Origin of the sequence: Duganella sp. 1224 (genome assembly GCF_013408245.1) — a bacterium.
Classification (GTDB): domain Bacteria; phylum Pseudomonadota; class Gammaproteobacteria; order Burkholderiales; family Burkholderiaceae_D; genus Rugamonas.
This window is the reverse complement of record NZ_JACBYS010000013.1, coordinates 22,419-44,091: the sequence shown is the minus strand read 5'-3', so window position 1 is coordinate 44,091 and position 21,673 is coordinate 22,419. Positions and strand designations below refer to the sequence as shown.

Annotated in this window: 23 protein-coding genes; 13 read left to right on the top strand and 10 right to left on the bottom strand. The window is 63.5% G+C overall.

Going from position 1 to position 21,673, the window contains the following annotated elements; genetic code table 11:
• Positions 1-98: 98 nt before the first annotated feature.
• Positions 99-1,088 carry an octaprenyl diphosphate synthase gene (gene ispB / locus FHW58_RS27095; protein ID WP_179676303.1) on the bottom strand — a complete coding sequence of 330 codons (990 nt, stop codon included), beginning with the start codon at positions 1,086-1,088 and terminating at the stop codon, positions 99-101.
• A gap of 251 nt (positions 1,089-1,339) precedes the next feature.
• On the opposite strand from ispB, the gene rplU reads away from it, so the two are divergent.
• The 4 genes from rplU (at position 1,340) to proB (ending at position 4,445) form a co-directional block, all read left to right on the top strand.
• On the top strand, positions 1,340-1,651 hold the full coding sequence (gene rplU / locus FHW58_RS27090; RefSeq protein ID WP_135204478.1) for a 50S ribosomal protein L21: 312 nt from the start codon (positions 1,340-1,342) through the stop codon (positions 1,649-1,651).
• Between the two features lie 40 nt (positions 1,652-1,691).
• Entirely contained in the window at positions 1,692-1,952 is a 261-nt protein-coding gene (gene rpmA / locus FHW58_RS27085) for a 50S ribosomal protein L27 (protein ID WP_179676302.1), read from the top strand.
• A 101-nt stretch (positions 1,953-2,053) separates the two neighbouring features.
• Complete coding sequence (obgE, locus tag FHW58_RS27080) at positions 2,054-3,163, top strand: GTPase ObgE (RefSeq protein WP_179676301.1); 1,110 nt, start codon at positions 2,054-2,056, stop codon at positions 3,161-3,163.
• Positions 3,164-3,326: 163 nt separating this feature from the next.
• A complete protein-coding gene (proB, locus tag FHW58_RS27075; RefSeq protein ID WP_179676300.1) occupies positions 3,327-4,445 on the top strand; it encodes a glutamate 5-kinase in 1,119 nt (372 codons plus the stop codon).
• Positions 4,446-4,529: 84 nt separating this feature from the next.
• Here the strand turns inward: proB and nth are convergent, their stop codons facing one another.
• From nth to fdxA, 5 genes are all read right to left on the bottom strand, one after another.
• Positions 4,530-5,177, bottom strand: coding sequence for an endonuclease III (gene nth, locus FHW58_RS27070; RefSeq protein WP_179676299.1), 648 nt, complete (start codon positions 5,175-5,177; stop codon positions 4,530-4,532).
• Positions 5,174-5,848 (bottom strand): electron transport complex subunit RsxB, encoded by a 675-nt coding sequence (gene rsxB, locus FHW58_RS27065; RefSeq protein WP_179676298.1) that lies wholly within the window; start codon positions 5,846-5,848, stop codon positions 5,174-5,176. Before rsxB ends, nth begins: the two co-directional genes overlap by 4 nt.
• Before the next feature lie 192 nt (positions 5,849-6,040).
• Complete coding sequence (locus FHW58_RS27060) at positions 6,041-7,276, bottom strand: polyhydroxyalkanoate depolymerase (RefSeq protein WP_179676297.1); 1,236 nt, start codon at positions 7,274-7,276, stop codon at positions 6,041-6,043.
• Between the two features lie 218 nt (positions 7,277-7,494).
• Positions 7,495-8,562: an NAD(P)/FAD-dependent oxidoreductase gene (locus tag FHW58_RS27055; RefSeq protein ID WP_179676296.1), complete on the bottom strand. Its 1,068-nt coding sequence runs from the start codon at positions 8,560-8,562 to the stop codon at positions 7,495-7,497.
• A gap of 45 nt (positions 8,563-8,607) precedes the next feature.
• Positions 8,608-8,931: a ferredoxin FdxA gene (gene fdxA, locus FHW58_RS27050; RefSeq protein WP_179676295.1), complete on the bottom strand. Its 324-nt coding sequence runs from the start codon at positions 8,929-8,931 to the stop codon at positions 8,608-8,610.
• Between the two features lie 244 nt (positions 8,932-9,175).
• Here fdxA and FHW58_RS27045 point away from each other — a divergent pair, with 244 nt between their 5' ends.
• Positions 9,176-9,454, top strand: a complete 279-nt coding sequence (locus tag FHW58_RS27045) for a polyhydroxyalkanoic acid system family protein (protein WP_179676294.1) — start codon at positions 9,176-9,178, stop codon at positions 9,452-9,454.
• 158 nt (positions 9,455-9,612) lie between these two features.
• On the opposite strand, the gene FHW58_RS27040 is transcribed toward FHW58_RS27045, so the two are convergent.
• Both FHW58_RS27040 and FHW58_RS27035 read right to left on the bottom strand, forming a co-directional pair.
• Positions 9,613-9,864, bottom strand: coding sequence for an acyl-CoA-binding protein (locus FHW58_RS27040; protein WP_179676293.1), 252 nt, complete (start codon positions 9,862-9,864; stop codon positions 9,613-9,615).
• Positions 9,865-10,027: 163 nt separating this feature from the next.
• Positions 10,028-10,315 (bottom strand): HU family DNA-binding protein, encoded by a 288-nt coding sequence (locus FHW58_RS27035; RefSeq protein ID WP_179676292.1) that lies wholly within the window; start codon positions 10,313-10,315, stop codon positions 10,028-10,030.
• A gap of 216 nt (positions 10,316-10,531) precedes the next feature.
• Here FHW58_RS27035 and FHW58_RS27030 point away from each other — a divergent pair, with 216 nt between their 5' ends.
• Entirely contained in the window at positions 10,532-11,314 is a 783-nt protein-coding gene (locus FHW58_RS27030; RefSeq protein WP_179676291.1) for a zf-HC2 domain-containing protein, read from the top strand.
• A gap of 9 nt (positions 11,315-11,323) precedes the next feature.
• Here FHW58_RS27030 and FHW58_RS27025 read toward each other — a convergent pair whose 3' ends face one another.
• Positions 11,324-11,680 (bottom strand): FKBP-type peptidyl-prolyl cis-trans isomerase, encoded by a 357-nt coding sequence (locus FHW58_RS27025; protein ID WP_179676290.1) that lies wholly within the window; start codon positions 11,678-11,680, stop codon positions 11,324-11,326.
• A 134-nt stretch (positions 11,681-11,814) separates the two neighbouring features.
• On the opposite strand from FHW58_RS27025, the gene FHW58_RS27020 reads away from it, so the two are divergent.
• The 7 genes from FHW58_RS27020 to FHW58_RS26990 all read left to right on the top strand — a co-directional run bounded on the left by FHW58_RS27020 (position 11,815) and on the right by FHW58_RS26990 (position 21,011).
• Positions 11,815-12,768, top strand: coding sequence for a cytochrome D1 domain-containing protein (locus FHW58_RS27020; RefSeq protein WP_373996740.1), 954 nt, complete (start codon positions 11,815-11,817; stop codon positions 12,766-12,768).
• A complete protein-coding gene (locus tag FHW58_RS27015) occupies positions 12,768-13,526 on the top strand; it encodes a polysaccharide deacetylase family protein (protein WP_179676288.1) in 759 nt (252 codons plus the stop codon). The genes FHW58_RS27020 and FHW58_RS27015 overlap by 1 nt, the downstream gene beginning before the upstream one ends.
• Positions 13,523-14,515, top strand: a complete 993-nt coding sequence (locus FHW58_RS27010; protein ID WP_179676287.1) for a sterol desaturase family protein — start codon at positions 13,523-13,525, stop codon at positions 14,513-14,515. Before FHW58_RS27015 ends, FHW58_RS27010 begins: the two co-directional genes overlap by 4 nt.
• A complete protein-coding gene (locus tag FHW58_RS27005) occupies positions 14,515-15,351 on the top strand; it encodes an EI24 domain-containing protein (protein WP_179676286.1) in 837 nt (278 codons plus the stop codon). The genes FHW58_RS27010 and FHW58_RS27005 overlap by 1 nt, the downstream gene beginning before the upstream one ends.
• Positions 15,352-15,361: 10 nt before the next feature.
• Positions 15,362-16,147, top strand: coding sequence for a molybdopterin-binding protein (locus tag FHW58_RS27000; RefSeq protein ID WP_179676285.1), 786 nt, complete (start codon positions 15,362-15,364; stop codon positions 16,145-16,147).
• Positions 16,148-16,377: 230 nt separating this feature from the next.
• Positions 16,378-19,503: a transglycosylase domain-containing protein gene (locus FHW58_RS26995; protein WP_179676284.1), complete on the top strand. Its 3,126-nt coding sequence runs from the start codon at positions 16,378-16,380 to the stop codon at positions 19,501-19,503.
• 143 nt (positions 19,504-19,646) lie between these two features.
• Positions 19,647-21,011, top strand: coding sequence for a TAXI family TRAP transporter solute-binding subunit (locus tag FHW58_RS26990; protein WP_179676283.1), 1,365 nt, complete (start codon positions 19,647-19,649; stop codon positions 21,009-21,011).
• 95 nt (positions 21,012-21,106) lie between these two features.
• Here the strand turns inward: FHW58_RS26990 and FHW58_RS26985 are convergent, their stop codons facing one another.
• Complete coding sequence (locus tag FHW58_RS26985) at positions 21,107-21,565, bottom strand: rhodanese-like domain-containing protein (RefSeq protein ID WP_179676282.1); 459 nt, start codon at positions 21,563-21,565, stop codon at positions 21,107-21,109.
• Positions 21,566-21,673: the final 108 nt, after the last annotated feature.

Sequence of the window (21,673 nt, the reverse complement as noted above, 5' to 3'; positions counted from 1 at the left end):
ACTCCGGGGTCAGGTCCTCCATTTCTACACGACCTCTGCCGTACGCGCGCGTACGGCAGAGGTCGTGTAGAAATGGAGGACCTGACCCCGGAGTTGGGTTAGTGGTTGCGGTGGACCGAGAAGTGGGCCAGTTGCTGCAGCGATTCCTTGTAGATGCTGTCCGGCAGGCCGGCGATCGCTTCGGATGCGCGCTTGGCGGCAATCACGGCTTGCTCGCGCGTGTAGTCCAGCGCGCCGCTGCTGGTGATCGCGGCCAGGATGGCGTCGAAGTGCTGCTCGTCGCCGTTCTCGATGCACGAGCGCACCAGCTCGCGCTGCTCGGGCGTGCCGTTCTCCATCAGATAGATCAGCGGCAAGGTCGGCTTGCCTTCGCGCAGGTCGTCGCCGACGTTCTTGCCGATCTCGCTGGCGTCGCCGGCGTAGTCCAGCACGTCGTCGATCAGCTGGAACGCCGTGCCCAGCGAGCGGCCGTATTCGCCGGCGGCGGCGATCTGCTCGTCCGTGGCGCCGGCCACCAGCGCGCCCAGCTCGGCGGCCGCCTCGAACAGCTTGGCGGTCTTGGAGCGGATCACCTGCAGGTAGCGTTCCTGCGTCACGTCCGGGTCGTGCATGTTGAGCAGTTGCAGCACCTCGCCCTCGGCGATGACGTTGGTGGCGTCCGACAGGATCTGCATCACGCGCATGTTGTTCAGGCCGACCATCATCTGGAACGAACGCGAATACAGGAAGTCGCCCACCAGCACCGAGGCGGCGTTGCCGAACAGCGCGTTGGCGGTGGCGCGGCCGCGGCGCAGCGACGATTCATCCACCACGTCGTCGTGCAGCAGCGTGGCGGTGTGGATGAACTCGACCACCGCCGCCAGCTCGTGGTGCGCCGTGCCCTTGTAGGACCAGGCGTTGGCCACCAGCAGGACCAGTACCGGACGGATGCGTTTGCCGCCGGCGCTGATGATGTATTCAGCAATCTGATTGACGAGGGAAACCTCGGAATGCAGGCGTTGGCGGATCACCGCGTTGACCGCGTCCATGTCGGCGGCAATGGTGTGGGTGATGGTGTTTTGGTTGACGTTTTGAGTGGCGGCAGACAAGGCGAACCTGTGCAGTTAGACTATTGGTGCCGGAATTATACGTCATGACCCGCCCCACGGGGCGCTGCCCCCTGCGTTCGGCCCTGGTAAATTAACGCTATGTTAAGCAACCCGCCCGGCAAACTTGTTTGACATACCACGCCCTCCGCGATTTGTGAATAGTTTTTGACGCAAAATTGGTTCCTGTGTATAATCTGCGGTTCCCCGGTTTGCCCGGTGGATTTTCTTAACATTTGAAGAGGTTTCAAATCATGTACGCGGTCATAAAAACCGGCGGCAAACAATACAAAGTTGCTGCAGGCGAAAAACTCAAAGTAGAACAGATACCGGCTGACATTGGTTCCGAAATCACCATCGACCAGGTCCTCGCCGTTGGCGCGGGCGACAGCATCAAGTTTGGTGCGCCGCTGGTTGAAGGTGCCAAGGTTCTGGTCACCGTTGTGTCCCACGGTCGTCACGACAAGGTGAAGATCTTCAAGATGCGTCGTCGTAAGCACTACCAGAAGCATCAGGGTCACCGTCAGAACTACACCGAAATCCAAGTTGTTTCGATCAACGCCTAATCGCGTATCGACACTTTTTTAGTATCCAAGGAGCTTTAGCATGGCACACAAAAAAGGCGGCGGCACTACGCGAAACGGCCGTGACTCGGAATCAAAACGCCTGGGCGTTAAGGTTTACGGCGGTCAATCGATCAACGCTGGCGGCATCATCATTCGTCAACGCGGCACCCCAGTGCGCGCCGGCGAAGGTGTAGGCACCGGCAAAGACCACACCCTGTTCGCCCTGGTGGACGGCGTGGTCAAGTTCGTCAAAAAAGGTGAAGGCTCGAAACAGTTCGTCACCGTAGTAGCAGCAGCGTAATTTACGCTCCGGCCTCGTCATGGGGCCGTTTGTAAGGCGCAAGCCTTCAATCGAAAGGCTCTGCCCATAGGTGGAGCCTTTTAGTTTTATGGCGGTACATCATGAAGTTTATCGACGAAGCAAAAATTGAAGTGATCGGTGGTGACGGCGGCAATGGCTGCTCGTCGTTTTGCCGTGAAAAATTCCGCCCGTTTGGCGGCCCTGACGGCGGCGACGGCGGCAAGGGTGGCTCGATCTGGGCCGTAGCGGACCGTAACATCAATACCTTGGTCGATTTCCGCTTCTCCAAAGTGCACCGCGCCGGCAACGGCGAAGCCGGCCGTGGCGCCGACTGCTATGGCCGCGGCGCCGACGATGTCCACCTGCGCATGCCGCTGGGCACGCTGATCATCGACGACGTCAGCGGCGAAATCCTGGCCGACCTGAGCGAGCACGGCCAGATGGAACTGCTGGCCAAGGGCGGCGAGGGCGGCTGGGGCAACATCCACTTCAAGACCTCGACCAACCGCGCGCCGCGCCAGAAGACCAACGGCAAGGAAGGCGAGCACCGCACGCTGCGCCTGGAGCTGAAGGTGCTGGCCGACGTCGGCCTGCTGGGCATGCCGAATGCCGGCAAGTCGACCTTCATCACCGCCGTGTCCAACGCGCGCCCGAAGATCGCCGATTATCCGTTCACCACCTTGCACCCGAACCTGGGCGTGGTGCGCGTGTCGCACGAGAAGAGCTTCGTGATCGCCGACATTCCGGGCCTGATCGAGGGCGCGGCCGAAGGCGCCGGCCTGGGCCACCAGTTCCTGCGCCACCTGTCGCGCACCGGCCTGCTGCTGCACATCGTCGACCTGGCGCCGTTCGAGGCCTCGGTCGATCCGGTCAAGGAAGCCAAGGCGCTGGTCAATGAGCTGAAGAAGTACGACGAGGCGCTGGTCGACAAGCCGCGCTGGCTGGTGCTGAACAAGCTGGACATGATTCCGGAAGAGGAACGCGCCAAGAAGGTCAAGGACTTCGTCAAGAAGTTCGGCTTCAAGGGCCCGGTGTTCGAGATCTCGGCGCTGAGCCACGACGGCACGCAGGAGCTGGTCAACGCCATCCAGAAGCATCTGGAAGAGACGCGCCACACCGAGCAGCGCGCCGAGGAAACCCAGATGGCCGAAGATGCGCGCGGCATTTCGTCGATCGATCCGGACGATCCACGCTTCAAAATCCTCGACTAATCCTCTGCCTCACCGGCATAATCGGTTATCAGCTGATTATGCCTTCCCATCTCGGCGCCCGTCCTGCCATCGCAGGATCGGCGGCCGTCAGAGCGGCAAGCCGGGCCAACCGCCCGCCAAATCACAGCAGATTTTTCTACGCTTGTTTTGAGAATGTCGCCTTATGAATTCTGTCATACAAAAAGCTACCCGCATCATCATCAAGGTTGGATCGTCGCTGGTCACCAATGATGGGCGCGGACTCGATCACGCCGCCATCGCGCGCTGGGCCTCGCAGATCGCCGGCCTGCGCGCGCTGGGCAAGGAGGTGGTGCTGGTGTCGTCCGGCGCCATCGCCGAGGGCATGCTGCGCCTGGGGTTTGAGCGGCGGCCGACCGACATTCACGAACTGCAGGCTTGCGCCGCCGTCGGCCAGATGGGCCTGGCGCAGATTTACGAGACCAGCTTCCGCGCGCACCAGCTGGGCACCGCGCAGGTGCTGCTGACCCATGCCGACCTGGCGGACCGCGAGCGTTACCTGAATGCGCGCTCGACGCTGACCACCTTGCTGCGCCTGGGCGTGGTGCCGATCATTAATGAGAACGATACGGTGGTCACCGATGAGATCAAGTTCGGCGACAACGATACGCTGGGCGCGCTGGTCGCCAATCTGATCGAGGCCGATGCGCTGATTATTCTCACGGACCAGAAGGGCTTGTACAGCGCCGATCCGCGCAAGGAGCCGTCGGCGGTGCTGATCCAGCATGGCCGCGCGGGCGATCCGGCGCTGGAGGCAATGGCCGGTGGCGCCGGTAGCAGCCTGGGACGCGGCGGCATGCTGACCAAGATTCTGGCGGCCAAGCGGGCGGCCAAGTCGGGGGCGCATACGGTCATCGCGTATGGCCGCGAGCGCGAGGTGCTGGCGCGCTTGGCCAGCGGCGAGTCGATCGGTACGGAGCTGGCGGCGCAGACCGGGCATCTGACGGCGCGCAAGCAGTGGATGGCGGATCATCTGCATACGGCGGGGCAGGTGGTGCTGGATGCCGGCGCGGTGCAGAAGCTGACCGGGGAGGGCAAGTCGCTGCTGCCGATTGGGGTGGTGGACGTCAAGGGCGAGTTTGGACGCGGCGCGGTTATCACCTGCGTTTCGCCGGATGGCGTGGCGGTGGCGCGCGGGTTGTCCAACTATACCAGCGGCGAAACCCGCCGCATCATGCGCAAGCCTTCTTCCGAGATCGAGGCGTTACTTGGCTTCGTTGAGGGCAAGGAGCTGATTCATCGCGATAACCTGGTGTTGCTTTAACCCGCAAGGCCAGGCTGGGGTCAGACCCCGTACGGGGTCTGACCCCACGACTGAGCAGCGGTTGGGGGTGACAGCGGACGCTGCTCAGATACTCGCTGGAGCGGGGGTTTTGGCGCGGTAGTCGCACAGGTCGATCTGCATGCAGTTCCAGCATTCGGGCTTGCGGGCCTTGCAGGTGTAGCGGCCATGCAGGATCAGCCAGTGGTGGGCGTCGTGCAGAAACTCCTTCGGCACGAATTTCAGCAGCTTTTGTTCGACGATGTCGACGTTCTTGCCCGGCGCCAGGCCGGTGCGGTTGGAGACGCGGAAGATGTGCGTGTCAACCGCCATCGTCGGCTGGCCGAAGGCGGTGTTGAGCACCACGTTGGCGGTCTTGCGGCCCACGCCCGGCAGTTCTTCCAGCGCTTCGCGCTCCTGCGGCACCACGCCGCCATGCTTCTCCACCAGAATTCTGCAGGTGGCGATGACGTTCTTGGCCTTGGTCTTGTACAGCCCTATCGTCTGGATGTAGGTCTTCAGTTCCTCCTCGCCCATGTCGAGGATGGCCTGCGGCGTGTTGGCCACCGGGTACAGCTTGCGCGTGGCCTTGTTGACGCCGACGTCGGTGGCCTGCGCCGACAGCAGCACGGCGATCAGCAGTTCAAACGGTGTGGTGTATTCCAGCTCGGTGACAGGGTGGGGATTGGCGGCGCGGAAGCGCACAAACATTTCGTAGCGTTTGGCTGCGTTCATTTATTCTCGGCTTCTTTTTTAAGACGGGTACGCTCCATGGCGGCGGCGATGATGGCGCGCTTGCGTTCCAGCGCGGCGGCCGATGCGGCGTCGGCCGGGTCGATACTGTTGACCTGCTCCAGCTTGGCCTTGGCTTTCTCGGCCAGGCGGGCGTCGTTCTCCTCCTTGTCGCGCTGGAGGCGGAAGGTGCGGAAGTCGTGGCGTTCGCGCGCGGCGTCGGCGTCAGCCTGCGACCACGCGGCCCAGCCGGTAGCCTCGGTCACCGGGTACATGACGATGCAGTCGACCGGGCAGGGCGCCACGCACAGGTCGCAGCCGGTGCACAGCGCCGGCACCACCGTGTGCATCAACTTGGCGGCGCCGACGATGGCATCGACCGGGCAGGCCTGGATGCACAGGGTGCAGCCGATGCACAGCGATTCGTCGATGTAGGCGACGGCGCGCGGCCGTTCCAGGCCATGGGCGGGGTTCAGCGGGATGACCTGGCGCCCGGTGACCGATGACAGGCGCACGATGCCTTCAGCGCCGCCGGGCGGGCACTGGTTGATGTCGGCGTCGCCGGCCGCGATCGCCTCGGCGTAGGGACGGCAGCCGTTGTAGCCGCACTTGGTGCATTGCGTCTGCGGCAGGACGTCTTCAATACGGTCGGCGAGGGTGGGTTCGGTGGACACGGCGGACTAACATCGGGCAAAAGCGACATTATCCGACATCTGCGCGCAGAAGGCCTAAAAACCCCACCCGGTGCGCGGATTGTTTTTCGGGGCTGCGCTGTTGAGGCGGTGCGGCGGCGCTTGCTTCCACCCCGCACACCGCATACCGGGGTCAGACCCCGTACGGGGTCTGACCCCACGGCTGTTCTGGGGTCAGCCGTGCTTTTTGATGAACGCGGCGATCTGCGGGCACACCACTTCGCGCCAGCGGCGGCCGGAGAAGATGCCGTAGTGACCGGCCCCTTCCACCACCAGGTCCTGCTGCATCTCGGCAGGGATGTTGCTGCACAGGTCGTGCGCCGCCTGGGTCTGGCCGGCGCCGGAGATATCGTCCAGCTCGCCCTCGACGGTGAACAACGCCACCGTCTTGATGTCGGCCGGTTGCACCAGCTTGCCGCCCACCAGCCATTCGCCTTTCGGCAGCGCAAAGTCCTGGAACACGGTCTTGATGGTGTCCAGGTAGTACTCGGCCGGCATGTCCAGCACCGCGTTGTACTCGTCGTAGAACTTGCGGTGCGCCTCGGCGGTTTCCTCGTCGCCCTTGACCAGGTGATCGTAGAAATCGCGGTGGCTCTGCGCGTGGCGGCCCGGGTTCATGGCGATGAAGCCGGCGTGCTGCAGGAAGCCCGGATACACCTTGCGGCCAAAGCCCGGATAGTTCGGCGGCACCGGGTAGATCACGGTGTTCTCAAACCACGAATACGGCTTCTCGGTGGCCAGGTTGTTGACCGCGGTGGGCGAGCGGCGCGGGTCGATCGGGCCGCCCATCATGGTCATGGTCTTGGGCAGCTTGGGATCGTTGTCCGAGGCCATCAGCGAAATCGCCGCCAGCACCGGCACGGTTGGCTGGCACACCGAAATCACGTGCACGTCCGGGCCCAGCAGGCGGATGAAGTCCTGCACGTAGTAGATGTAATCGTCGAGGTGGAACGCGCCTTCCGACAGCGGCACCATGCGCGCGTCGGTCCAGTCGGTGATGTAGACGTCATGCTGCACCAGCAGGCCGCGCACGGTGTCGCGCAGCAGCGTCGAGTGGTGGCCGGACAGCGGCGCCACCAGCAGCACGGTCGGCTGTTTGAGCGCCTTGAACTTCTTGTCGTCCAGATCCTTCTTGAAGTGGATCAGGCGGCAGAACGGCTTGTTGACGGTGACGTGCTCGATGATGCCGACCGTCTCGCCCTTGATCTCGGTGCTGTCGATGTCGAAGGTGGGTTTCTCGTAATCCTTGCCCAGGCGGTACAGCAGTTCATAGCCGGCGGCGATGCGCTGCGAGAACGGCGTGTGCGCCAGCGGCGACACCGGGTTGGTGAACAATTTCGCCGACGCCTCCGCCCACTGCATCAGGGGCGTGAGGAAGGAACGCTGCATTTCATGGAGTTGGTAGAGCATAAGACATCCCGGTTTATAGGCATGGTGCGATGCACCAAAACGACATCATAAGCCAAATTATAGGCGCTGTGTTTTTGACGTAAAGCATTTCCGAGTGCCGCTGGGCAAACACTACGTACTATCCACAGACAATCTTGTAAGAAAGAATAATACTGCTGCGGGCATAAAAAAAGCAGCGTTTCCGCTGCTTTCTTGTAGGACAGTGCGCCGCCGTGTACTCAATCGAACACAGGCGTTTCGACGCCCAGCACCTTGTGCAGTTTCGGCGAGGTGGTGGTGTATTGCATGTGGATCTTCTTGTCCGGGAAGATGTACGGCGCGGCGCCGAAGGCGGCCAGCGCGGCTTCGTGGAAGCCCGACAGGATCAGCTTCTTCTTGCCTGGATAGGTGTTGATGTCGCCCACGGCGAAGATGCCCGGCACGTTGGTTTCGAACTTCTCGGTGTTCTGCACCTTCAGCTGGCGGCGCTCGATGTCCAGGCCCCACTCGGCGATCGGGCCCAGCTTGGGCGACAGGCCGTAGAACACCAGCAGCATGTCCAGCGGCACACGGCGGGTGACGCCGTCGGCGGCGGTCACTTTCAGGTGCTCCAGCTTGCCGTCGGCCGAGGCTTCGAAGCCGGTGGCGGTGCCGATCAGCAGCTGCATTTCGTAGTCGTCGCACAGCGCCTTCATCTTGGCCACCGAGGCCGGCGCGGCGCGGAATTCCTCGCGACGGTGCAGCAGCACGACCGACTCGGCCTTGCCGACGAAGTTCAGCGCCCAGTCCAGCGCGGAGTCGCCGCCGCCGCAGATGACCAGGTTCTTGCCTTCGAAGATGGCCGGGTCCTTGACCTTGTAGTGCAGCTGCGTGCCTTCGAACACGTCGATGCCGTCCACCTTCAGCGTGCGCGCCTGGAACGAGCCGACGCCGGCGGCGATGAAGATGGTCTTGGTGATGAACTGGGTGCCGGTGCTGGTTTCGACGTCGAAGCGGCCATCGCCGCGGCGCTCGACCTTGGTTACTTCCTGGCCCAGGTGGAAGGTCGGCTCGAACGGCTCGATCTGCTTGAGCAGGTTGTCGGTCAGCTCCTGGCCGGTGCACGACGGCACGGCCGGGATGTCGTAGATCGGCTTGTCCGGATACAGTTCCACGCACTGGCCACCCACGGCGTTCAGCGAATCGATCACGTGGGCCTTGATTTCCAGCAGGCCGAGCTCGAAGACCTGGAACAAGCCGACCGGGCCGGCGCCAATGATGACGGCATCGGCTTCGATGACGCCCGTAGGGGTGACAGTGCTATTCATACGTGGTTTTTCCTGTGATTTCAGTGTGGCCGCAGCGGCGTGCGCTTAGCGGGCCAGCAGGTGCAGTTTTTCTTTGACGTCCTTGAACTGATCCGCATCCGGCAGGGCGGGAATCGTCTTGGTGATCGAAGGCCAGTTACGCGCCAGATCGACGTTGATCTTGATGAATTGTTGCTGGTCGCCCGGCACATCTTCCTCGGCGTAGATGGCGTTGACCGGGCATTCGGCAACGCAGACGGCGCAGTCGATGCACTCGTCCGGGTCAATGGCGAGGAAGTTTGGGCCTTGGCGGAAACAATCTACCGGGCAAACATCGACGCAGTCCGTATAACGGCAAGCGATGCAAGATTCGGTGACAACGTGGGTCATAACAGTCCTATCAATGTTGGTGTGCTAGCGGCTTCGGTGGCGGGGCAGTGCCTGGCTAACCTTGGCAAAGCACTGTATTTTAAGGTAATTCGCTATTTCTCACAAATTGGGCTTATATACAATACATATAAGCAAATTCGTTCGGCGGAAGCGACAGCGGTCCCCCGCCGCCTGGCGGACTGGCGCGGGCGGGGCGCAACTGGCATCATGGCGGCTTTGTTTTCTTCAGAGCAGGGGGAGCCGCATGGCGGACATCAACATCGTCCAGGAACACCACCTGGCGCCGGAGCAGGCCCGCGCGGCCGCCCAACAAGTGGCCGACAAGCTGGCCGAACAATTTGAACTGGCGTGCCGCTGGGAGGGCGACGTGTTGCGCTTCGAGCGCAGCGGCGTGAATGGCTCGTTGACCTTGCGGCCGAATCAGGCACAGGTGCAGATCGCGCTGGGCTTTCCGATCAGTTTGATGGCGGGGCAGGTGGAAGCCAAGGTGGTGGAGAAGATGCGGAAGGTGTTTGTTGCTTGAAAAATAAAAGGACCGCGGAGGTCCTTTTTTTTCGGGGTGGCGGTTCGCGGGATGTTGGCCGGTCCAAGCAGGCGGGCTGAACGCGCCACCGTTACCCCGAGGCTCCGCTCCGGGGTCAGACCCCGTACGGGGTCTGACCCCACAGCCGCCGTGCGGGCTTACTTCAGGTCTTCGATCAGGTCGATGTACTGCTGCTTGGCCTGATCCTGGCTGGTGCCCTTGAGCTCGGCCCACGCGTCGAACTTGGCGCGGCCCACGAAGTCCGTCATGCCCGGGCGCTCGCCGCTCGCATCGCCGCTCGACGCCTGCTTGAACAGCGCGTAAATCTTCAGCAGCGTCTGGTTGTCCGGACGTTCCGGCAGATTCTTCGAGTCCGCCTGGGCCTGTTCAAACTGTTCTTGCAAACTCATACCGCGCTCCTTGTGATGTGGTTGACCATCGCATCATAACCGCAGCGGCGGCCAAACCCGCTAGAGGGCGCGCTCCAAAACAGAACGGCGGCCATGCCGGGCATCTACCCGCATGAGCCGCCGTCTCGGTGCCCTTGCGGGCACGCGTAAAACTCCGGAAGAATTACTTCTTCTTCGTCGGGTTGACTGCCGATTTCAGCGTGGCGCCAGCCGAGAATTTCGGGGTTTTCGACGCAGCGATCTTGATCGCTTCGCCGGTTGCGGGATTGCGGCCTTTGCGTGCAGCGCGCTTGGCGACGGAGAAGGTGCCGAAGCCGGTGATGCCGACCGAGTCGCCCTTTTTCAGACGTTCGGTGATGATGGCGATCAGGGTGTTCACTGCGCCGTTGGCGGCAGCAGCGGACATCTCGGTGCGTTTCGCAAATTCTGCAATCAGTTCGCCTTTTTTCATTACTACCTCCTTGGTTATTGGAGCGCGCAGATTAGCATAAATATTGTTAAAAGTAATGGTTTCTGTACGAACTCTTGATGAAGTAAGCCTTGTAGTCGCTGCCTCGCTGCGTCGCGGTGTCAACAAGGCCTTGTATTTAAAGGGTTTCTGCGTTTTCACCAATCCCGCATGCGGCGCAAAAAAGGTTTATGATGGAATGCCTAAAGGACGGGAAATATGAGCTTTTCAGACGAGACACTGATGGCCTATGCCGATGGCGAGCTGGACGAAGATACCCGCCGCGCGGTCGAAGCCGCCATGCGCCATGACAGCAGCCTGGCACGCCGGGTGGCGCGGCTGCGCGCGGCGCGCGACGAAGGCGTGTATGCCGACCAGCGCGGCCCGTCCGCCGCGCGCGCGCGCCAGAGCGCCAACGTGGTGCAGCTGGCGGCGGTGCGGGCGCAGCGGCTGGCCGCGCAGCAGGCGGTGCGCAAGGCCGCGCGCCGGCGCTGGAGCTGGCTGGAGTGGAGCGCGCTGGCGTTGGTGATGGTGCTGGGGCTGGCGGCCGGCAAGTTCGGGCTGGCCAAGTGGCAGCCCGACTGGTTTGGCGGCGAGGCCAAGCCGCCGCCGAGCGAGGTGGCCAGCCGCAACGGTTGGCTGCTGGCGCAGGGCAAGCTGGCCACCGCGCTCAGCCAGCAGTTGGGGGCGGCGGTGCAGACCGACAGCGAGGTGCGCGTGGGCCTGAGCTTCCTGTCGAACGAGGGCACGTACTGCCGCAGTTTTACGCTGGTGGGGATGACGCAGGATGTGGTCGGCATTGCCTGCCGCGCCAACGACGAGTGGCGGATACCGGTGATGGTGCAGAATGCGCGGCCGCTGCCGGCGGCCGGCGGCGGCTACCGCGCGGCGGGCACCGAGATGCCGACGGCGCTGCTGGAGGCGATCGACCAGCGCATCGTCGGCGGCATGCTCGATACGCGCGCGGAGCTGGAAGCGCTGCGCCGCAACTGGCAGCGCTAGCGGATGGGCTTAAACGCCCAGCAGTTCCACGTCAAAAATCAGCGTGGCGTTGGGCGGGATCACGCCGCCGGCGCCGCGCGAGCCGTAGCCCAGGTCGGCTGGAATGATCAGCTGGCGGGTGCCGCCGATCTTCATGCCCTGCACGCCTTCGTCCCAGCCGCGGATGACCATGCCGGCGCCCAGCGCGAACTCGAACGGATCGTTGCGGTCTTTGCTCGAATCGAATTTCGGGCCCTTGCTGCCGTCGTCGTTTTGCAGCCAGCCGGTGTAGTGCACGGTGACGTTCTGGCCGGCCTTGGCTTCCGCGCCTTCGCCGACGGTCAGTTCGATGTATTGCAGGCCGGATGGGGTGGTGATGGTGGACATGATCTTCCTTTCATTAGAAACAGGCCGGAATTGTAGCAGGGCCGTCGCACGCATGAAGATTTGTCCCGGTTTCGTCTCGCCAGCGCCCGGTTTGCACGTAAAATAAAGCTTTGCTCTCACTGGCGATGTTTTCCATGTTCCGCAGTCTTGTTTTTTCCACCGTCCTGCTGGCTGTTGGCGCGGCCCAGGCCAATGTCGTGGTGGTCCTGAATTCCCGCGACGCCACCGTACAACTGCTGGACCAGGCCACCTACCAGGACTTCGGCACCATCCCGGTCGGCAAGGAGCCGCACCACCTGATGGCGACGCCGGACAACAAGTCGCTGATCGTCGCCAGCTCGGTCGGCAACGAGCTGATCTTCCTCGACCCGAAAACCGGCAAGCCGCAGCGCACCGTCAAGGACATCCTCGACCCGTACCAGATCGGCTTCTCGCCCGACCAGAAATGGTTCGTGTCGAACTCGCTGCGGCTGGACCGCGTCGACCTGTACAAATACGACGGCGCCAACCTGGCGCTGGCCAAGCGCATCCCGCTGCCCAAGCTGCCGAGCCACATGGCCTTCAACGCCGCCAGCACCATGGTGTTCATCACCCAGCAGGGCAGCGACCAGGTCAGCGCCATCGACCTGACCACGCAGACCGTCAAGTGGACGCTGCCGGTCGGCAAGCTGCCGGCGGGGATCGCCATGACGCCGGACGACCAGTATCTGCTGGTCGGCATCATGGGCAGCGACTACGTGGAAGTGATCGACTGGAAGGCGCAGAAAACCGTCAAGCGCATCAAGACCGGCATGGGCGCGCACAACTTCCGCTCGGCCGGCGATGGGCGCTACACCTACGTCTCCAACCGTGTTTCCAATTCGATTAACATCATTGATCAGAAGACATTGGAAAACGTCGGCCAGATCAACGTGCCCGGCGGCCCGGACTGCATGGAAGTGACCGACGACGGCAAGACCATGTGGGTCACGCTGCGCTGGATCAAGAAGGTGGCGGTGATCGATCTGCCAAGCCGCAAGGTGATCAAGGTGATCCCGGTCGGCCGTTCGCCGCACGGCGTGTTCTTCTTCAATTCCGCGCAACGCTGATGCAGCGCGCCGCCGCCCTGACCCTGTTGGCACTGGCGGCGCCGTTGCAGGCGGCGCCGGCGGCCTGCAAGGGCACCATCTACCTGACCTTTGACACCGGCAGCCAGTCGCAGGCCGGGCTGATCGCCGACACGCTGAACCGCCACCAGATCAAGGCCACCTTCTTCCTGGCCAACGAGAAAACCGTGCGCGGCGATTATTCGCTTGATCCATCCTGGTCCGCGTACTGGAAGGCGCGCGTGGCCGAGGGCCACGCGGTCGGCACCCATACCTGGGACCACGCCGTGTACGCGCGCGACGGCGCCGATGGCGCGGTGGTGGTCAAGCCCGGTTTCGGCCCGCAGGCGGGCAAGCTGGTCAGCTGGACGCCGCAGCAGTATTGCCAGCAGCTTCAGCGCGTCGACCAGCGCTTTGTCGAACTGACCGGCACGCATCTCGATCCGCTATGGCGCGCGCCGGCCGGCCGCACCTCGCCGCGCCTGCTGGAGATCGGCAAGGCCTGCGGCTACGCGCACGTGGGCTGGTCGCCGGCCGGCTTTTCGGGTGACGAACTGGCGAGCGAAAAGTACCCGAATACGGTACTGCTGCGGAAGTCGTTGCGCGAGCTGCGCGGTGGCGATATCGTGCTGATCCACATGGGCATCTGGTCGCGCAAGGACCCTTGGGCGCCGGCGAATCTTGAACCTCTGATTAGCGGGCTGGAGCAGAAAGGCATGTGCTTCGCCACGCTGCGCGAGCATCCGGACTATAAAAAATGATCGACACACTGTCTGACTGGCTCGGCGTGGCGCAGGGCTGGTTGTTTGAAACGGCGGTCCAGCCGCTGGTGTTCCGGCTCGGCTTCGGCGAATTTGTCGAGGACGCGTTCGAGGGCACCGAGTGGCTGCTGATCGGCCTGCTGGAACTGGCGCTGCTGTTCCTGGTGCTGCGGCCGCTGGAGTCCTTGATTCCGGCGCAGAAGATCACCGACCCACGCGCGCGCTGGAACGACTTTATTTACACCGTGCTGCACCGGATCGGCGTGTTTTCGGTGCTGATTTTCTTCACGCTTGATCCGCTGATGGACAGCCTGGCCGGCTGGCTGCGCTTTGATGGCGTCCACCCGTTCAACCTGGAGTCGCTGTGGCCCGGCATCAACCCGCTGGCCGCGTTTGCCGTGTATTTCGTGGTGCTGGACTTCTTCGATTACTGGTATCACCGCGCCTCGCACCACTTCAACTGGTGGTGGGGCCTGCACGGCCTGCACCACAGCCAGCAGAACATGAACCTGTGGAGCGACGACCGCAACCACATCCTCGACGACCTGCTGCGCGACGTGTATATGGGCGTGATCGCACTGTGCATCGGCGTCGAGCCGGCGCAGTATGTGCTGCTGGTGTCGGTGTCGCGTATTCTGCAGAGCCTGCAGCACGCCAACGTCCGCATCCATTTCGGCTGGCTGGGCGAGCGGCTGCTGGTGTCGCCGCGCTATCACCGCATGCACCACGCGATCGGCGCCGGGCACGAGAACAAGGATGGCAAGCTGGGTGGCTGCAATTTTGCCGTGCTGCTGCCGGTGTGGGATATCCTGTTCCGCACCGCCAATTTCACGCCGCAATTCGTCGCCACCGGCATCCGCGACCAGCTGCCGCGCAACGGCGCCGACGGCCGCCAGACTCCGGGGCGCGACTACGGCAAGGGCTTCTGGGCGCAGCAGGTGCTGGGCCTGCGCCGCATGATTGAATACGCACGTAAGGATATTGTTTGATGGGTGGAGTGTTCCGCGCGTGGGGCCGCGCTTTTTTGTCCCAATGGCATGGCAAGATGCTGTTGATGAGCATCGTGCCGTTTCTGCTGGCGCTGGGTGTCTGGGCGGCGGCGCTGTATTTTTATCTGCAGCCGCTGGTCGACTACCTGCACGCGCTGTTCGCCGAACATAACCTGTTCGCCACCAGCACCAGCTGGCTGCGCAGCCTCGGCCTGGGCACGCTGACGGCGGTGGTGGTGCCGCTGATCGCCATGCTGGGCCTGCTGCCGCTGATGATTTTGACCGCGCTGATCTTCATCGGCGTGGTGGCGATGCCGCTGATCGGCCGCCACGTCGGCCTGCGCCATTACCCGCAGCTGGAGCAGCGCAAGGGCGGCTCGGTGCTGGGCAGCGTCGGCGTGGCGCTGGGCGGCATGGCGATTTTCATCGGCTTGTGGATACTGACGTTGCCGCTGTACGCGTTTCCGCCGCTGGCGGTGGTGGTGCAGGCGCTGCTGTGGGGCTGGCTGACCTGCCGCGTGATGGTGTACGACACGCTGGCCGACTACGCCAGCAGCGAGGAGCGCCACCAGATCCTGCGCGAGCACCGCTGGCCGCTGCTAGTGATCGGCGTGGTGTCGGGCGCCGCCGGCGCGCTGCCGGGCGCCATCTGGCTGGGCGGCGTGATGGCGGTGGTGATGTTCCCCTTCCTGGCGGCCGTGTCGATCTGGCTGTATGTGCTGATTTTTATCTTTACCGGCTTGTGGTTCGCGTACTATTGCCTGGATGCGCTGGCGCGCCTGCGGGCGGCCGCTGCCGCGGAAACAGCCGCCGTCATTCCGGCGGAACTTACTTAAGGATACTCAGATGGCAATCGGACTCATCATCATCGGCGACGAAATCCTGTCGGGGCGCCGCGTCGACCAGCATTTCCCCAAGGTCGTGCAGATGCTGGCGGCGCGCGGCCTGCAACTGACCTGGGCCGAGATCCTGCCGGACGACCCGGCCCGCATCACCGCCACGCTGAAGCGTACCTTTGCCAGCGACGACATCGTGTTCTGCTGCGGCGGCATCGGCGCCACGCCGGACGACCACACCCGCCAGGCCGCCGCCGACGCGCTCGGCCTGCCGCTGGTGCTGCACGAGCAGGGCAAGCGCAACATCCAGCAGCGCATCCTGCAAATAGCGCAGGAGGCCGGCCAGAGCGCCGACCTGAACTCACCGGAAAACCTGCACCGCCTCAAGATGGCCGAATTCGCCGAGGGCGCGGCGCTGATTCCCAATCCGTACAACAACATCGCCGGCTTCGCGCTGCGCAAGCACTACTTCGTGCCGGGCTTCCCGGTGATGGCCTGGCCGATGCTGGAGTGGGTGCTGGACAACCACTACGCCGACCTGTTCAACCGCGAGCCGCGGCTGGAGGAATCAGTGCTGGTGTACGAGACGGCCGAATCGGCGCTGACGCCACTGATGGTGGCGATCGAGCAGCAATTCCCGCGCGTCAAAGTGTTCAGCCTGCCCAGCGTGGGCGACGCCACCACCCGCCGCCACATCGAACTGGGCGTCAAGGGCGAGCCGGTGCAAACGGCCACCGCGTTCCTGCAACTGTGCGACGAGTTGCGCAAGCTTCAGGTAGAGTTCAAGCCGGCCTAATCCGCTTATCGGCTGCAATGTGACAGTCGCATGACACGGCGTTCCTTCTTCGGAGAGAACGCCGTTGTTTTTTTGCGAAAAATAAACGGTGCCAAGCAATTATTGTGCGTCCGCTCCCATCGTCATCGCTGTGATGTGGTGCAATGGAAGCTAGCAAGACTGACTGAAACATCGTGATGCTGCCTCCAAATACAACCGAATCATCCGAAGCCCATCTGGCGCAAGCGCAGATGGATCCACCCCTACCGCCAGAAGAAGGCGCCCCCAAGAAAAGCAAACGCAAACGCAACGCGCTGCTGCTGGTGCTGCTGGTCGGCGCCTCGTTCGCGATTTACTGGGGCTATCGCGAAACGCTGACCTCGTCGATGCAGGCGCGCATCTTCAGCGACCTGGCCGGCAAGATGACCTATAAGGTGGAAAAGGGGCCGAGCAAATCGATCCGCTTCCCGCACGACAGCCCGTACGACGAGCGGCTGGGCTACGCCGGCCTGCCGGACTACATCGGCAAACTGAGCCAGCGCGACTACCAGGTCGCGGCGCAGGCGCGCATCTCGTCCAAGATGGCCGACATGGTCGACATGGGCGTGTTTGCCACCTACCGCGAAAAGACCAAGACCGGCCTGACGATTTACGACTGCCGCGCGCAGGAACTGTTTGCCGCCAGCTACCCGGAGCGCATCTACAACAAGTTCGAGCAGGCGCCCCAGGTGCTGGTCAGCAGCTTGCTGTTCATCGAAAACCGCGAGCTGCTGGACAACACCTACCCGAAACGCAATCCGGCGGTGGAGTGGGACCGGCTGGGCAAGGCGGTGCTGGAAAAAACCGCCAGCGCGGTCGGCGGCGGCCATCGCGCGGCCGGCGGCAGCACGCTGGCCACGCAGATCGAAAAGTACCGCCACTCGCCGGAAGGCCGCACCGGCTCGATGAAAGACAAGCTGCAGCAGATGGTGTCGGCCAGCATGCGCTCCTACATGGACGGCCCGGACACCAGCAAGGCGCGCCGCCGCATCGTGCTGGAATACCTGAACACCGTGCCGCTGTCGGCCAAGCCGGGCTATGGCGAGGTGAACGGCATCGGCGACGGCATGTGGGTGTGGTACGGCCGCTCGTTTGACGACGTCAACCAGCGCCTGAACGGCAAGCTGGAGAAGCCGGATGCGGAAACCGCGCGGGTGTTCAAGGAAGCGCTGAGCCTGATGATCGCGCAGCGCCGTCCGAGCTACTACCTGGGCGACGGCGCCGCCGACCTGGAGGTGCTGGCCAACAGCCACCTGCGCATCCTGGCCAACGATGGCGCCATCACGCCGGCCATGCGCGACATGGCGCTGAAGCAGCACCTGCACCCGGCTACCGGCAACGGCCTGCAATCGGCGCCGCCGCAGACTTTCGTCAGCCGCAAGGCCTCGAACGCGATCCGCAACCACCTGGCCAACCTGCTGGGCGACAACCGCATGTACAACCTGGACCGGCTGGACCTGACCGTGGTCAGCACGCTGGACGCGCAGGCCCAGACCGCCGTGACGCAGGTGCTGCGCGACCTGCGCGATCCGGAAAAGGCCAAGGCCGCCGGCCTGACCGGCAAGGGCATGTTGGGCAACGGCGATCCGGCCAACGTGGTGTACAGCTTCACCTTGCTGGAGAAGGGCGAGCAGAACAACCTGCTGCGCCTGCAGACCGACAACTTCGACCAGCCGCTGGACATCAACGAGGGCGCCAAGCTGGACCTGGGCTCGACCGCCAAGCTGCGCACGCTGGTCACCTACCTGGACATCGTGGACCAGCTGCACAAGAAGTACGGCGGCATGGACAATGCCGCGCTGAGCCAGGTCAAGGTCGATCCGCAGGACAAGCTGTCACAGTGGGCGATCGACTACTTCAAGGCGCTGCCGGTCGATCCCGACAAGCGCGCGCTGACGCCGATGCTGAACGCGGCCATGGAGCGCAAGTACTCCGGCAACCCGGGCGAGGGCTTCTTCACCGGCGGCGGCCTGCACCACTTCGGCAACTTCTCCAAGGAAGACAACAGCAAGATCCTGACCGTGACCGAGGCGCTGCGCCACTCCACCAACCTGGTGTTCGTGCGGCTGATGCGCGATGTGGCCAAGTTCTACATGTTCCAGTCGCCGGGCTCGTCGGCCTCGCTGCTGGCCGACGCCGACGATCCGCGCCGCGCCGGCTACCTGGCGCGCTTCGCCGACAAGGAAGGCAAGGAATTCCTGGTGCGCTTCTACGCCAAGTACAAGGGCAAGCCGCAGAACGAGATCGACAAGATCGTCATCGCCAACATCCGCAGCACCGCCACGCGGCTGGCGGTGATCCACCGCACGCTGTACCCGGAAGCTACGGTGGCGCAGTTCAGCGCCTACCTGCACGACAACCTGCCGTCGCAGAACGAAGTGCCGGAAGACCGTGTGGCCAAGCTGTACGAGCAGTACTCGGCCGACAACTGGTCGCTGGCCGACCGCGGCTACCTGGCGCGCGTGCATCCGCTGGAGCTGTGGATGGCGGCCTACATGCTCAAGCATCCGGGCGCGACGCTGACGCAGATGACGGCGGCCAGCGAGAAGGAACGGCAGGAGGTCTACCAGTGGCTGTTCAAGACCCACCGCAAGCATGCGCAGGACAAGCGCATCGCCGGGCTGATCGAGGTGGAAGGCTTCATGGAAATCCACAAGCAGTGGAAGAAGATGGGCTATCCGTTCGACTCGCTGGTGCCGTCGTACGCCACCACGCTGGGCGCCTCGGCCGACCGGCCGGCCTCGCTGGCGGAGATGATGGGGATTATCGTCAACGGCGGCGTGCGCAAGAGTTCGCAGCGCATCACCTCGCTGCACTTCGCCAAGGGCACGCCGTATGAAACGCTGGTGACCAAGGCGCCGCCGACCGGCAACGAACAGGTGATCTCGCCGGAAGTGGCGCGGGTGACGGCGGACGCGATCCGCGGCGTGGTATCGGACGGCACGGCCAAGCGGGTGAAGTCGGCATTCGTGTCGGCCGACGGCGCAATCATCCCGGTGGGCGGCAAGACCGGCACCGGCGACCAGCGCTTCGACGTCTACGCGGCGGGCGGGCGGCTGATCGAATCGCGCTACGTGAACCGGTCGGCGACGTTTGTGTTCAACATCGGCGAGCGCTTCTTTGGTTCGATGACGGCGTACGTGCACGGGCCGGAGTCGAAGAACTACGACTTCACCAGCGCGCTGCCGGTGCAACTGCTGGTGGTGCTGGCGCCGAGCCTGATGCCGCTGATCGAACCGCACGCCGTGCCCAAACCCGGCGCAGCGCCGATGGTAATGAAAGTCGGGGGCATGGCACCCGAAGTCGCAAAGCCGCCGCTGCAGGCCTGCGGCGGTTAATTCCAACCCGCACGGCGGCACACCGGGGTCTGACCCCGTGCGGGGTCAGACCCCAGCCTTTCCGGGTTGCCGCCGCGTGCTCCCCTTGCATAGTTTCATAATTGTTGGCAATGTATCAGCCCATGAAACCTATGCGCCACCACATGTCCAAGATCCTCAAGTTCACGCAGTTCTCGTTCCGGGACCTGATCGTTGCCGCCGCGCCGACGGTGCTGACGATCGTCGGCGTCTGCCTGCTGGCCTACTGGCTGGTTGACCCGGCGCCGCCGCGCACGGTGCGGCTCGGCACCGGCCAGGAAAACTCCGCCTACGAGGAATTCGGCAAGAAATACGCCGCCGCGCTGGCCAAGCACGGCGTCAAGGTCACGCTGGTGCCGTCGGCCGGCTCCAGTGAAAACCTGCGCAACTTGAAAGACGGCAAGGTCGACATCGCCTTCGTGCAAAGCGGCTCCACCAACGAGGAGGCGGCCGAGCGCGAGGGCCTGTCCTCGCTGGGCAGCCTGTTCGTCGAGCCGCTGTGGCTGTTCCTGCGCGAAGAGACGGGCCAGCCGCCGATCACCCAGCTGACGCAGTTGCGCGGCAAAAAGATCAACTACGGTCCCAAGGGCTCCGGCTCGCCGCGCCTGCTGCGCCAGATCCTCGAACTGAATGGCGTCGAGAAGGACGAAGTGGAGCGCTTTTCGCTGGCGAACACGCCGGCCACGGTGGAGTTGCTGGAAGGCCGCATCGACGGCCTGGTGTTCACCTCGGCGCCGGAAGCGCCGCTGATCCAGATGCTGCTGCAAACGCCGGGCATCCGGCTGTTCGACTTCAACCAGGCCGAGGCGTATTCGCGCAAGCTGCCGTTCCTGACGCACGTGGTGCTGCCGCAAGGGATTGTCGACCTGGGCCGCAACATACCGGCCGAGAACTACAGCCTGATCGCGCCGACCGCCACGCTGGTGGCGCGCGAGGACTTGCACTCGGCGCTGGTGGACCTGTTCGTGCAGGCGGCGGCCGCGATCCACGGCGGCGCCGGCTGGTTCCAGCAGCAGGGCCAGTTCCCGTCGGCCAAGTACACCGAGATTCCGGTCGATCCGGAGGCGGCCAAGTTCTACAAGAGCGGGCCGCCGTTCCTGCAGCGCTACATGACCTTCTGGCTGGCCAATTTCTTCGACCGCATGTGGGTGCTGGTGGTGGCGCTGGGCGCGCTGATCCTGCCGCTATCGAAGGTGGTGCCGCCGCTGTACGTGTGGCGCATCCGCTCGCGCGTGTACAAGTGGTACGGCCAATTGCGCGCGGTGGAGCAGAAGGTGGAGGAAGCGCCGGAAGCGACGCGCATGCAGGTGTACGAGGAGCAGCTGAAGCGGCTGGATCAGATCGAGGAGTTGGTCAACCAGGTGTCGATACCGCTGTCGTTTGCCGATGGGTTGTATGGCTTGCGCAGCCACATCCAGTTCGTGCGCAAGCGCATCCAGTTCCTGATGGGCGAGGCCAGCGCGGCGCCAGCGGAATCCGTGCCAATATAAACCGGGGTCAGGTCCGGCATTCGGACACGAGCACAACCGTAGGGAAGACTACGGTTGTGCTCGTGTCCGAATGCCGGACCTGACCCCGGTTTAGATCAGGCACCGATCCAGGGCAGGCCGGCGTGGCACCAGCCGTTGACGTTTTTGCGGTGCCCATGCTCATCCTTCTCGCCCTCGAAGCCTTCGAGAATGTCGTAGCAATGCTGGTAGCCATGCTCGGTCGCCAGCTTGGCTGCACCACGCGAGCGCACGCCGGAGCGGCACAGGAACAAAATGACCTGGTCCTTGCGCGCCACGCCATTCAATTGCTCGATAAAGTCATGGTTGGCGTTGCCGCCCGGGTAGGTTGCCCACTGCACCGCACCATGTTGGGCGTCCGGAATGGCCACCCGGCCCACCCAGTCGCGCTCGGCATTGGTGCGCACGTCCACCAGCTTGATCGCGTTTTCCAGACTGATCAGCTCATACGCCTCGGCCGGCGTCACCGCGCCGGCATAGGGCCAGTCCTTGCTGCGGCTGCGGGCAAGGGCGAGAATCTCATCAATTTTGCTCATAAGGTGTTCCGGTTATAAGTTTGAGTTTATTATATGGCGTCCGCGCGCGCCTGCGACCCCGATGCACCAAAACCATGCGCTTTTCAGAAAAAATTCCAAAACGCACTC

Coding starts and splice junctions, on each gene's coding strand:
- rplU (WP_135204478.1), top strand. CDS start 1,340: ATGTACGCGGTCATAAAAACCGGCGGCAAACAATACAAAGTTGCTGCA.
- rpmA (WP_179676302.1), top strand. CDS start 1,692: ATGGCACACAAAAAAGGCGGCGGCACTACGCGAAACGGCCGTGACTCG.
- obgE (WP_179676301.1), top strand. CDS start 2,054: ATGAAGTTTATCGACGAAGCAAAAATTGAAGTGATCGGTGGTGACGGC.
- proB (WP_179676300.1), top strand. CDS start 3,327: ATGAATTCTGTCATACAAAAAGCTACCCGCATCATCATCAAGGTTGGA.
- nth (WP_179676299.1), bottom strand. CDS start 5,177: ATGAACGCAGCCAAACGCTACGAAATGTTTGTGCGCTTCCGCGCCGCC.
- FHW58_RS27060 (WP_179676297.1), bottom strand. CDS start 7,276: ATGCTCTACCAACTCCATGAAATGCAGCGTTCCTTCCTCACGCCCCTG.
- FHW58_RS27055 (WP_179676296.1), bottom strand. CDS start 8,562: ATGAATAGCACTGTCACCCCTACGGGCGTCATCGAAGCCGATGCCGTC.
- fdxA (WP_179676295.1), bottom strand. CDS start 8,931: ATGACCCACGTTGTCACCGAATCTTGCATCGCTTGCCGTTATACGGAC.
- FHW58_RS27045 (WP_179676294.1), top strand. CDS start 9,176: ATGGCGGACATCAACATCGTCCAGGAACACCACCTGGCGCCGGAGCAG.
- FHW58_RS27040 (WP_179676293.1), bottom strand. CDS start 9,864: ATGAGTTTGCAAGAACAGTTTGAACAGGCCCAGGCGGACTCGAAGAAT.
- FHW58_RS27035 (WP_179676292.1), bottom strand. CDS start 10,315: ATGAAAAAAGGCGAACTGATTGCAGAATTTGCGAAACGCACCGAGATG.
- FHW58_RS27030 (WP_179676291.1), top strand. CDS start 10,532: ATGAGCTTTTCAGACGAGACACTGATGGCCTATGCCGATGGCGAGCTG.
- FHW58_RS27025 (WP_179676290.1), bottom strand. CDS start 11,680: ATGTCCACCATCACCACCCCATCCGGCCTGCAATACATCGAACTGACC.
- FHW58_RS27020 (WP_373996740.1), top strand. CDS start 11,815: ATGTTCCGCAGTCTTGTTTTTTCCACCGTCCTGCTGGCTGTTGGCGCG.
- FHW58_RS27015 (WP_179676288.1), top strand. CDS start 12,768: ATGCAGCGCGCCGCCGCCCTGACCCTGTTGGCACTGGCGGCGCCGTTG.
- FHW58_RS27010 (WP_179676287.1), top strand. CDS start 13,523: ATGATCGACACACTGTCTGACTGGCTCGGCGTGGCGCAGGGCTGGTTG.
- FHW58_RS27005 (WP_179676286.1), top strand. CDS start 14,515: ATGGGTGGAGTGTTCCGCGCGTGGGGCCGCGCTTTTTTGTCCCAATGG.
- FHW58_RS27000 (WP_179676285.1), top strand. CDS start 15,362: ATGGCAATCGGACTCATCATCATCGGCGACGAAATCCTGTCGGGGCGC.
- FHW58_RS26995 (WP_179676284.1), top strand. CDS start 16,378: ATGGATCCACCCCTACCGCCAGAAGAAGGCGCCCCCAAGAAAAGCAAA.
- FHW58_RS26990 (WP_179676283.1), top strand. CDS start 19,647: ATGTCCAAGATCCTCAAGTTCACGCAGTTCTCGTTCCGGGACCTGATC.
- FHW58_RS26985 (WP_179676282.1), bottom strand. CDS start 21,565: ATGAGCAAAATTGATGAGATTCTCGCCCTTGCCCGCAGCCGCAGCAAG.